This window comes from Paraburkholderia caffeinilytica, from assembly GCF_046030355.1.
Taxonomy (GTDB): Bacteria; Pseudomonadota; Gammaproteobacteria; order Burkholderiales; family Burkholderiaceae; genus Paraburkholderia; species Paraburkholderia caffeinilytica_B.
This window is the reverse complement of the sequence record NZ_JAQQCQ010000020.1, coordinates 105,719-117,009: the sequence shown is the minus strand read 5'-3', so window position 1 is coordinate 117,009 and position 11,291 is coordinate 105,719. Positions and strand designations below refer to the sequence as shown.

Here is an 11,291-nt window from a genome sequence, read left to right as displayed (position 1 = left end):
GTCTGGCGTCAAGTGTGAGGTAAGGAAGAGCCGGTGCCCTCCAGGGCACCGGTTTTTTTATGCGCGGGCGGCGAGGCGGAATATCGTCAGGTGCCAGTCGCGCGCGAGATGGGCGAGAGGGACGCTGACGATTTGCGCTTGTGAAGGCTGGGTCATCGTGCCTGCTGTGAATGGCGCGCAATGAACTCGCACGCACCGGTCTGCTCAAACAGTATCGCGCCGTTGCCGCCTGGCGGCGCGGCCTACGTTTCGCCGTAGACCAATCGGATTCCCTTCACGGAGATTTCATGAATAATCTCGCGACGCAAACTCTTCCTCATCATAGTTCTCCCCATTCTCTGAATGCGCCGCCTGCCTGCGTGCAAGCCACGGTCAGCAAGGTGTTCCTCAGCCCGGAATTTCACCATACCGCCGATCATCAGCAATTCGTCATCAAGATCGACACGGTCGTGAAGTTCGAGGGCGGCACGCAGAATCTCGTCGGCACGGAAGTATTCGTGGCCGTGCGCTTCGGCGACAGCGAAGGGCTCGCGCAGCCAATCCCCGGACTGCAGGTGGGGCAACCGATCGAAGTGCAAGGCGAATACATCTCCGAGGCCAGCGCCTATCCAACCGCCGATAACAACAACCCCGTTCTACCCGTGCTGCACTTCACGCATCATCCGGTCGGCTACGTGAAGTATCAAGGCCACACTTACAGCTAGTCGGCTGCTGTCTTATCGAGCGGAATGGGCAGAGGCCCGTCCGCTCACCAACGTATTTTTCCCTCTACGCTCAGCGCTGCGGCGCCCGGCGATTCAAGTTTTGGCGGCGTTTTGCCGTTAAAGCAAACGTTATCGTCCGGTTCTCCGGCGGCGCAGCCGTTTACGGTTTTTTTGCGCCAGACTGGTTGCACACACAACCGTGTCCGCAACACCCGCAAGTAAGGTTTGTATCAGATTGTGTGTGGCAAGCCGTTTTTTGCAAAACGCACTTTACAATTCCGCGTGAATTTTAATCGGCAATCTGGCCCTTTTCGCGGAAGATCGCCTGTTATCGAGCATTAGGCATCAGGTGTCAGGCACAGGCAGCGCGGAAGGGATCGGGTTGGACGGCAGGGCATGGGTGAGCGTCGCACGAGGCGGCCTCGCTGTGTCGCGAAGAAAAGCGGCGCTTCGTAAGAATGCGCATATCGCACGCGACCAGGCATCACTCATCCCGCCAATAAAAAGCAGGAGTCGAACATGGTGGGAAAGCGTTTCGACAGAACGATGATGGCCAGTCTGGCCGGCGTGTGGGTCGCGCTGGCCGTCAGCGGTTGTGCGAATGTGGGGCAACAGGGCGCGCAGACCGGCGCGGCAGTGGGCGCATCGGGTACAACTGCCGCGTCCGCTGTGCCGGGGGCGGCCACGACGCCGGCTTCCAATGCGGTCGCAGGCACATCGGTTCTGCCAGTCGCTGACGACGGCACGCCGCTAAAAAAGGCGCCGCCTTTGGTGTATCGCGTCAAGCGTGGCGATACGTTGGCTCGCGTCGCGCAGCATCATCATTGCAGTGTCAGGCAGTTGCAGGCGTGGAACGGTCTCAAATCTTCCTCGCGCCTGAAGCCGGGGCAGGTGCTGCACGTCGCCTCGCCGGAGACGGTGCGGGCAGTCAATGCGGCCAACGCCGCTACAAAGGCCGCGGCGGCATCCGCGTCCGCTACTCCGCTGGCAGCGCAGCAGGCGTCGGCGGCAACCACGTCGCAGGCAATGGCGCAGTCCGCCCCATCCTCGCCCGCACTCAGCGCCGCCGAGGCGCGTGAAGTCGCACAGCAGACTTCCCGGCATGCGAATGGTGTGTCGCTGGCGTGGCCTGCGGGTGGCCGTGTAGTCGAAGCTTTCCAGCCGGGCGAGACGCGCGGTATCGAAATCGGCGGCAAGGCGGGCGATCCCGTGCGGGCTGCGGCCGACGGCAAGGTGATGTACGCCGGCACCGGTCTGAATAGCTATGGCAGTCTGATTATCGTCCAGCACAACAAGGACTTTCTGACCGCGTACTCGCATAACCGCAAGCTGCTGGTCAAAATCGGCGACACCGTGCGGCAAGGTCAACAGATTGCCGAGATGGGCGATGAAAACAACTCGCGCGTTTCCGTGGGCTTCGAGTTGCGCCGCGACGGCAAGCCGATCGATCCGATGCCGTATTTGCCGCAAGGCCGCGGCTAGACATTAGCCGGCGTTTTTTTCGCGACGTCTGAACAGGCGGCGATCCCGTTCAATCATTTGACGAGATCGCTGCCTTGTCACGTTCATGCGACCGGACCCGATATTGGCCAGATCGGCTAACGGGACTGCACGCTAAGCGACACTCCCGAGTGTCGCGAGAAAGTCCGCATACCTTGGCAGGGTGCGCCGAAGCACGCTGACCGGCTTTTCGCAGCCTCCACCGAGAACCTCCCGCAAAAGCTCACCTTTGTTTTATTCAGCAAAGCCAGGCAAATTCAAGAGATCGCGACTCACGGCGTTGCTGGATCGATCGATGAGCGGCGCAGCCAGCGCACACTATTACGAAACGAGCATAAATCACCTTGAAATAAGGTGTGGTTGTATTGGCTGGATTCGGAAAGCCTGGTAATCGTCGAGGACGCGTCGATTCAGTCCTCAACGCGACCTCGACCCGACGACACGTAAACGACCAGAATGCGCGCCCGGCAACGGTGAGCAAATTCGGGAGCCGAAAGCACAACCCACGCTGAACGCCATGCCGCTGCATTCAACCCGAGCGACGACGTTCGTGGAACCGCAACGAAGCCCAATGGAAGCCCAGCTGAACTCCACCGAACCTCAACAAAGCTCAACCGAAGTAACGTAGCCCCCGGCTACTTCGCTTCAATACCGCGCAGCAATTGCGAAACCTGGCCGTGGTGATGCAGGATCGCCGGATCGGCTTGCAGAAGTGGCAAGTAGCGCGGCAGGAACGCGTTGTCGGGCTGGTCGGGAGAAAAGAGGCCGGTGATGGCCTGGGCGGCGGCGAGCCGATCGGCGGCCTCCGCTTCCTTGTCGTCGAGAATCTCGTCGACGTTGGCGATGACCGTGGAGAGCGGCGTGAGCCAGCGGAACGCCGAGCCGTTGATGAGCACTTGCAGGAAGGCCGCGGGCGTCACCGGGCCGAATTCCTTTTCGTACACCGCGCGCTCGTGATCGAGAATCGACTTATGCAGCGCCAGCAGCGGTCTGCGAATTTCCGAGAGGAATTGAATGCATTGCTGGTCGTTCATCGTGCCGCTCCTTCGGATAATCATGCCGGATCAGGCCGGGCGATCGGGTCAAGTCAGATCCATGCTAACAAAATCGCTCGAAGATGCATCAATAAGATTGATGCGCGTACGCAAAGCGGGGCGGATCAAGCCAATGCCGCAATGGTAACGCATTGATTCGAATCTGATTTCGCGTCCAGTGACGATGGCAGCGAGGTCTTTTCCGCTGGCTGGCTACGCCTGCGGACATGTCCGCGTACCGGCGAACTTCTTCATCCACGACTACAATTTGCGGGTCTCTTCCAGCGCACTCGCGCTGCGCATCAACAATAAACCCCACCCGGAGCCGCCCATGACAACGTTCAACATCAACGGCCAGACCCATACTGTCGACGCACCCCCCGACATGCCCCTGTTGTGGGTCTTACGCGACCTCGTCGGTTTGACCGGCACCAAGTTCGGTTGCGGTATTGCTCAATGCGGCGCATGCACCGTGCATCTCGACGGCGTGGCGGTGCGTTCGTGCGTGCTGCCGGCGGCGGCTGTCGGCGACAGGAAAATCACCACCATCGAAGCGGTCGGCAGCACGCCGGCCGGGCAGAAGGTGCAGCAGGCATGGCGTCAGCTTGACGTCGTGCAATGCGGCTACTGTCAGTCAGGGCAGGTGATGTCGGCGGCCTCGCTGATCGCGAGCAATCCCGATCCGACCGATGCGGATATCGACGCCGCCATGGCCGGCAATATCTGCCGCTGTGGGACATACAACCGCATCCGCGCGGCGATCAAGCAAGCCGCGAAGGGAGCCTGACATGTCCCAGGGATTGCTCGATGCGCAAAACGGCACGCAGCCGTCAAAGGGCGGCATCTCGCGCCGCACGTTCCTTAAATTCGGCGTCACGATAGGCGCGGCAACCGGCGGCGGCTTGCTGCTCGGCTTCAGCATGCCGGCCGTCAGTCAGGACCAGAAGGCCGGCAAATCCGTGATTGGCGGCGACGGCAATGAAGCGCCGCAAAGCGGCGTGTTCGCACCGAACGCCTTCATCCAGATCGACACGGCAGGCAAAGTCACGCTGGTGATTCCCAAGGTCGAAATGGGCCAGGGGATCTACACGTCGATTCCGATGCTGATCGCCGAAGAGCTCGAAGTGCCGCTCGACTCGGTCATCCTCGACCATGCGCCGCCGAACGAAAAACTCTTCATGGACCCGCTGCTAGGCGGCCAGCTCACCGGCGGTTCGACGTCGATCCGCTATGCGTGGGAGCCGATGCGCAAGGCGGGCGCCACCGCCCGCGTGCTGCTTATCAGCGCCGCCGCGCAGCAATGGCAGGTCGATCCGGCAAGCTGTCATGCGCAGGCCGGGCAGGTGATTCACGCGGCGAGCAATCGCAGCGTCGGCTACGGTCAGTTGGTGAACGCTGCCGCCGGATTGCCCGCGCCGCAGAACGTCAAGTTGAAAGACCCGAAGGATTTCAAGCTGATCGGCACGCCGGCCCGGCGCCTCGATTCGCCCGAAAAGGTCGACGGCACGGCGATGTTCGGACTGGACGTGCGTGTGCCCGACATGGTCTACGCGGCGATCGCGAATTGCCCGGTGTTTGGCGGCACGCTCGCGAGCGTCGACGATACCAACGCGAAGAAGATTCCCGGCGTGCGCCAGGTCGTCAAGCTCGATAACGCGGTTGCCGTGATCGGCGATCACACGTGGGCCGCCAAACGCGGTGTGCAGGCGCTCGATATCAAATGGAACGAAGGCGCGGGCGCGAAGATCGGCATGAAACAGATCGTCGACGATCTCGCCAGTGCGTCGCAGCGCAATGGTGCGGTGGCGCGTAAAGACGGCGACGTGAACAACGCGTTTTCAAACGCGAAGACCCGCGTCGACGCCGTGTATCAGCAGCCGTTCCTCGCGCACGCCACGATGGAGCCGATCAACTGCACGGTGCACGTGCGGCCCGACGGTTGCGATGTCTGGCTCGGCTCGCAGGTGCCGACGCGGGTGGTGGATGCCGCGGTTGCGGTCACGGGTTTGCCGGCTGACAAGATCGTCGTGCACAACCATCTGATTGGCGGCGGCTTCGGCCGGCGGCTCGAATTCGACATGGTCACGCAGGCGGTCAAGATCGGCAAGCAGGTCGCGACGCCGGTGAAGGTGCTGTGGACGCGCGAAGAAGACATCCAGCACGACATGTACCGGCCGTACTACTACGACAGGATCTCGGCGGGCCTCGACGCGAACGGCAAGCCGATCGCGTGGCAGCACCGGATTGCCGGCTCGTCGGTGATGGCGCGTTTTGCCCCGCCTGCTTTCCAGCACGGGCTCGACCCCGATGCCGTGGAAGTGGCTGCCGACCTGCCGTATGACCTGCCGAATCAACTGGTCGACTATGTGCGCCAGGAACCGCATGCTGTTCCCACCGCCTTCTGGCGCGGCGTGGGGCCAACGCGCGGCACCTTCGTGGTCGAGAGTTTCATCGACGAACTCGCCGCGCAGGCGAAAGTCGATCCGGTGAAATACCGCCAGGATCTGCTGGGCAAAACGCCGCGCGCGCTGAATGTGCTCAATACCGCCACGCAGGCGGCGAACTGGGGCAGTGCGGTGCCCAAGGGGCAAGGGCGCGGCGTGTCGGTGATGCACGCGTTCGGCAGCTTCTTTTCGATGGTGGTCGACGTAGCAGTCGATCAGGGCGAGGTGGCCGTGAAGCGGGTGGTGTGCGCAGTCGATTGCGGGATGGTCGTGAATCCGAACACGATCGAAGCGCAGGTGCAGGGCGGCATCATCTTCGGCATCACGGCGGCGCTCTATAGCGAGATCACGATCAAGGACGGCCGCGTGGAGCAGAACAATTTCACCGATTACCGGATGCTGCGGATCGATCAAACGCCGCCTATCGAGGTGCATATCGTGAAGAGCAGCGAGGCGCCCGGCGGCATCGGCGAGCCTGGCACGGCGGCGCTCGCGCCGGCGCTGACGAACGCGATTTACGCGGCCACCGGCAAGCGGCTGCGGCAATTGCCGGTCGGCAGCCAACTGCAAACCGCGTGACGGGAGCCCGACATGAACAACACACTCAAGGGTTTTGGTGCGGCGCTGTGCGTGGCGTTGCCGTTTCTGACGCAAGCGCCGGTACACGCGGCGGATCAGGCGCTGGTGCAGCGCGGCGCCTATCTGGCGAAGGTCGGCGATTGCGTTGCCTGCCATACGGCGCCAAAGGGCAAACCGTTCGCGGGCGGCCTGCCGATGACCACGCCGATGGGCCAGATCTACACCACCAACATCACGCCGGATCAGCAAACCGGCATCGGCAATTACACGGAGGAGGACTTTGCGAAAGCGATGCGTGAAGGCGTTGCGAAAGACGGCCATAACCTGTATCCGGCGATGCCGTATCCGTCCTATGCGAAGGTCAACGACGACGACATGAAAGCGCTGTACGCGTACTTCATGAGCGGCGTTGCGCCGGTGCAGCAGGCGAACCGCGAGCCGGACATCCAGTGGCCGTTGAACATGCGCTGGCCGTTGAAGTTCTGGAACATGGTCTTCCTGGAGAAGGGTGTCTATCAGGACAAACCGGGCAAGGATATCGCGTGGAATCGAGGTGCGTATCTGATCCAGGGGCTGGGACACTGCGGCTCGTGCCACACGCCGCGCGGCATCGCGTTCCAGGAGAAGGCGCTGGATGAAAGCGGCAGCGCGTTCCTGACCGGCGGCCTGCTCGACGGCTGGTTCGCGGCCAACCTGACCGGTGAGCACAACGTCGGCCTGGGCCGCTGGAACGATCAGGATCTGCAGGCGTTCCTGAAGACCGGCGCCAATCGCCATGCATCGGCATTCGGTTCGATGACCAGCGTGATCAACAACAGCACGCAGGGCATGAACGATGCCGACATCGCCGCGATGTCCACGTACCTGAAGTCGTTACCGCCGGCGGGCGGCAACGGTGCGCAGCCCTATACGTACGACCCGCAAGCGACGAAGGTTTCGCTGAACCGTCCCGCGAACGATGCCGGTGCGCGAGTTTATACGGCGTATTGCATGCACTGTCATGGTGTCGATGGACGTGGTTTTGCGCCGATGCTCGCACCACTGGCCGGGAATCCGAACGTGCTGGAGAAGGATCCGTCGTCGCTGATCAACGTCACGTTGAACGGTACGGAGGATCTGGTCATTGGCGGTATTCCCGCGCCGTATCCGATGCCGAAGTACGCGCCGGTGCTCAATGACCAGCAGATCGCCGATGTGCTGACTTTCGTGCGAAGCGGGTGGAATAACGGTGGGTCGGCAGTCGCTGCGGCTGATGTAGCGAAGTTACGCAAGTCGACGCAGGCGGCGAAGTAGTCAAATCGCTGTCTGTGGCAATAAAAAACGGCAACCGTTTCATTCACCGGTTGCCGTTTTTTTTACGAATGCGTGTGAGCGCCGCCAGGCGTTTTGGGAGGCGTTCAGTGCCGCCGGGAACAGCCGCGAGCAAGTCACCGGTGCTGCCCAACCTTTTGCCGCTTCTCCAGCACCCGCGCATACCACGTCAACGGGAAACACATCGCGAAGTAAATCATCGCGACCATGCCGTAGATCGGAAACGGGCGGAATGCGGCGTTCGTAATCATCGTGCCGGTCTTGGTCAATTCCGTGAAGCCGATGATCGACGCGAGCGCGGTGCTCTTCACCACCTGCACGAGGAAGCCGACCGTCGGCGCCACGGCGATTTTCAGCGCCTGCGGCCAGATGATGTAGCGCAGTTGCTGGCTGAACGTCATGCCGAGACTCGCCCCCGCGGCCCACTGGCCACGCGGCACGGCCTCTACGCAACCCCGCCAGATATCCACCAGATACGCGCTGGTATAAAGCGTCAGCGTGACGGCTGCCGCCACCCACGGCGAGACGTCGACACCCAGCAACGGCAGGCCGAAGAATGCCAGAAACAACTGCATCAGCAACGGCGTGCCCTGAAACACTTCCACATACACCACAACGATCCGCCGCAGCCACGGCAACGGCGATACGCGCATGGCGAGCAGGATCAGCCCGACAATGCCGCCGCCAACGAACGCGATCAGCGACAACAGCACCGTCCAGCGGGCGGCGAGCAACAGATTGCGGGCGATGTCCCACAGCGTGAATTCGACCATGATCAACGCTCCGTCGGCAGAGTGCGGGCGGCGCGCCACATCAGGCGGGTGCGCCAGTTACGCGGCGCACTGTCGCTGCCGCCGCCGCGCGCCACGCGGCCCGCGAAGAGGCCGCGGCCGAGCCGGTTCATGAGTTGCCGCAACACGATCGACAACGCCAGATACGTCGCGGTGATGATCAGGTAGCTCTCGAACGAGCGGAAATTGCGCGACTGGATGAAGTTGGCCGCATAGGTCAGATCGGGCACGGAGATCTGCGAGACCACCGCCGACCCGAGCATCACGATCAGCACCTGGCTCAGCAACGCGGGAAACACATTGGCGATTGCCTGCGGCAGCACGACGTAACGAAACACCTGCCGTCCGTGCAGGCCGAGTGCTTGCGCCGCCTGCACCTGGCCGCGCGAAATCGAGTCGATACCGGCGCGCACGATTTCAATCGCGTACGCGCCGAGATTGACGGTCATCGCGAGAATGGCGGCCTGCACCTCGTCGATATGAATGCCGAGGCTCGGCAAGCCGAAGAAGATGAAGAACAGTTGCACGATGAAGGGCGTATTGCGGATCAATTCGACGTAAGCCGCGATCACCCAGCGTGCCCACTTCGGCCCGGCCACCGCGATGCTCGCGCCGCCAATGCCGACCAGGCCGCCGAGCAAGGTGGACACGGCGGTCAGCCCTAGCGTGACGGCGACGCCGCGCGCGAGCAACCCCGCATAGAGGCCGAAGCCGCTGAAATCGAACGCATAGGTCATGGCGTGGCGCTCATCGTGAGGTCAAACTCCGGCGCGGACGCCCGCAGGAAGTCCCCTTGGAGGTGCCCGGAGGAACGCCCCTTGGGGACCGGCTCGGCCAGTCCGCGCAAAAAAAGTTCAGAGGTCGGCCGGCAGCGGCGCACGCAGCCACTTCTGCGAAATGGCGTTCATGGTGCCGTCCTTGCGGGCCTTGGCAATCGTTTCGTCGACTTTCTGCTTCAGACGCGGCTCGTTCTTGTTCAAACCGACATGGTCCGGCGAGCTGAACAGCGAGAACTTCTGCTCGGGATCGTTCGCCGGATGACGCGCAAGAATGGTTGCGCCGACGTCGTTGCCGACTACCATCAACTGTACCTGACCAGAAAGAAACGCCGAAATTGCGCCGTTAGGATCGTCGAACCTTTTGATGGTCGCGCTGGGCGGGGCGATTTTTGTCACGCTCAGGTCTTCCAGCGTGCCGCGCGCAACCGAAATCGACTTGCCGGCGAGGTCGGCGGCGCCCTTCACGGTCAGCGTTTTCGGGCCGAAGACGGCGAGGTAGTAGGGGGCGTAGGGCTGCGAGAAGTCGATCACCTTTTCGCGTTCCGGCGTCTGGCCGACTGAAAGCAGCATGTCAGCCTTGTGGTCGGCGAGATAGGCCATGCGGTTGTCGCCGGTTACCTGGACGAGTTCGACCTTCGCGTTCAGCGCCTTGCCGATCAGATTGGCGACGTCGATGTCGTAGCCCATCGGCTTCATGTCCGGGCCAATCGAGCCGAACGGCGGGTAGTCCTCGAATACGCCGATCCGCACCGTGCCGGACTTGGCGATGTTGTCGAGCGCATCGGCATGCGCAGCAGACGAAAACGCGCACAGCGCGCCGAGGCCGGTGAAGGCGAGTGTCGCGGCCAGGGTGGCGACGACGCGGCGTGCGTTCGATTGAGCAACTTGGGGCTGATTCATGGTCTTTCCTGTCGAAAACTCGGTATTGGAATGGGTTTCGGTGAACGCTTCGGCGGCGTGCTTCGGTAGCGTAGCTCGGTGGCGTACTTTAACGGCGCACCTCAGTGTGTTTTTCAGTGGCGTGCCCCGGTGGCGTTCTTCAGTGACACGTTTCAATGCGCTGCGCGGGCGGCGATCAGTTTGCACGCGTGCGGCGGCAATTCCGCGAATACCGGCATGCCGAGCGTCAGCCCCGGCGTTTCGCGCGGCGTGGTCGCGGCCGTCAGCGTGAAACCGGCGCAATCGATCGTGGCTTCGAGCGACGCCCCCACGTCGCGGATAAAAGTCACCGTGCCCGCGAGCCGGTTCTGCCCGGCATCGCCGGACGCGGTTTTGACGCAGACGTCCTCCGGCCGGATCAGCAGACGGATATCGCTGTTGGACTCCGGCATCCGCGCCGGTTGCGCGACCGCGATACGCCGGCCGCCCGGCAGATTGACGCTACCCGCGCCGTCGTAAGTAACCGGCAGAATGTTGCCGAGCCCGATGAAGTCGGCGACGAATTCGCTGACCGGATCACGATAAATATCGAGCGGCTTGCCCACCTGTGCAATCCGGCCTTTCTCCATCACGACGATTTCGTCGGCCATTGTCATCGCTTCGCGCTGGTCGTGCGTGACCATGATCGTCGTGATGCCGAGACGCTGTTGCAGCAGGCGGATTTCGACCTGCATCGCTTCGCGCAGCTTGGCGTCGAGCGCGGAGAGCGGTTCGTCGAGCAGCAGCAGTTTCGGTTGCGAGGCGATCGCGCGCGCAATTGCCACGCGTTGCCGCTGGCCGCCGGAGAGTTGCGTGACCGGCCGGTTCGCCATGTGCGGCAACTGGATCAGCTCCAGCAATTCAGTCACTCGGCGCGCTTGCGCCTCTTTCGCGGTCTTGCGCAGCTTGAGCGGATACGCGACGTTCTGCGCCACCGTCATATGTGGAAACAGCGCGAGCGACTGGAACACCATGCCGAAGTCGCGCTGATTCGCCGGCAGATGCGTGATGTCGCGGCCGGCAAAATTGATACTGCCTGCGCTCGGCGTTTCCAGCCCGGCGATCATCCGCAGCAGCGTGGTCTTGCCGCAGCCGGACGGCCCGAGAAAGCACACCAGCTTGCCGTCGGGCACGCTCAGATCGACGCTGTCGACGGCATAGGCCGCATTGAAGCGCTTGGTCACGGCCTGCAAGGTCAGATGGGTCATCGAATGCTCCAGCAAAAAGGCAT

The 11,291-nt window shown here is 62.4% G+C and carries 10 protein-coding genes; 5 read left to right on the top strand and 5 right to left on the bottom strand.

The window, feature by feature from the left end:
- The first annotated feature begins 287 nt into the window (after positions 1–287).
- Positions 288–704 carry a hypothetical protein gene (locus tag PQQ95_RS26720; RefSeq protein WP_408442737.1) on the top strand — a complete coding sequence of 139 codons (417 nt, stop codon included), beginning with the start codon at positions 288–290 and terminating at the stop codon, positions 702–704.
- Positions 705–1,226: 522 nt separating this feature from the next.
- The gene (locus PQQ95_RS26715) at positions 1,227–2,186 is read left to right on the top strand and encodes a peptidoglycan DD-metalloendopeptidase family protein (RefSeq protein WP_408442813.1); all 960 of its coding nucleotides are present in this window, start codon (positions 1,227–1,229) and stop codon (positions 2,184–2,186) included.
- A gap of 653 nt (positions 2,187–2,839) precedes the next feature.
- On the opposite strand, the gene PQQ95_RS26710 is transcribed toward PQQ95_RS26715, so the two are convergent.
- Positions 2,840–3,238 (bottom strand): hypothetical protein, encoded by a 399-nt coding sequence (locus tag PQQ95_RS26710; protein ID WP_408442735.1) that lies wholly within the window; start codon positions 3,236–3,238, stop codon positions 2,840–2,842.
- A 331-nt stretch (positions 3,239–3,569) separates the two neighbouring features.
- On the opposite strand from PQQ95_RS26710, the gene PQQ95_RS26705 reads away from it, so the two are divergent.
- From PQQ95_RS26705 to PQQ95_RS26695, 3 genes are read left to right on the top strand one after another with little or no spacing between them, the layout of a single operon-like run.
- Complete coding sequence (locus PQQ95_RS26705) at positions 3,570–4,025, top strand: (2Fe-2S)-binding protein (RefSeq protein WP_408442733.1); 456 nt, start codon at positions 3,570–3,572, stop codon at positions 4,023–4,025.
- A 1-nt stretch (position 4,026) separates the two neighbouring features.
- Entirely contained in the window at positions 4,027–6,261 is a 2,235-nt protein-coding gene (locus tag PQQ95_RS26700; RefSeq protein ID WP_408442730.1) for a xanthine dehydrogenase family protein molybdopterin-binding subunit, read from the top strand.
- A 12-nt stretch (positions 6,262–6,273) separates the two neighbouring features.
- Positions 6,274–7,554: a c-type cytochrome gene (locus tag PQQ95_RS26695; protein ID WP_408442727.1), complete on the top strand. Its 1,281-nt coding sequence runs from the start codon at positions 6,274–6,276 to the stop codon at positions 7,552–7,554.
- A 134-nt stretch (positions 7,555–7,688) separates the two neighbouring features.
- On the opposite strand, the gene PQQ95_RS26690 is transcribed toward PQQ95_RS26695, so the two are convergent.
- The 4 genes from PQQ95_RS26690 to PQQ95_RS26675 form a co-directional block, all read right to left on the bottom strand.
- Positions 7,689–8,345 (bottom strand): amino acid ABC transporter permease, encoded by a 657-nt coding sequence (locus tag PQQ95_RS26690; protein ID WP_054036418.1) that lies wholly within the window; start codon positions 8,343–8,345, stop codon positions 7,689–7,691.
- 2 nt (positions 8,346–8,347) lie between these two features.
- Entirely contained in the window at positions 8,348–9,100 is a 753-nt protein-coding gene (locus PQQ95_RS26685; protein WP_408442724.1) for an amino acid ABC transporter permease, read from the bottom strand.
- Between the two features lie 117 nt (positions 9,101–9,217).
- On the bottom strand, positions 9,218–10,042 hold the full coding sequence (locus PQQ95_RS26680; protein ID WP_408442722.1) for a transporter substrate-binding domain-containing protein: 825 nt from the start codon (positions 10,040–10,042) through the stop codon (positions 9,218–9,220).
- Positions 10,043–10,194: 152 nt separating this feature from the next.
- Complete coding sequence (locus PQQ95_RS26675; RefSeq protein ID WP_408442720.1) at positions 10,195–11,268, bottom strand: ABC transporter ATP-binding protein; 1,074 nt, start codon at positions 11,266–11,268, stop codon at positions 10,195–10,197.
- Between the last annotated feature and the right edge of the window lie 23 nt (positions 11,269–11,291).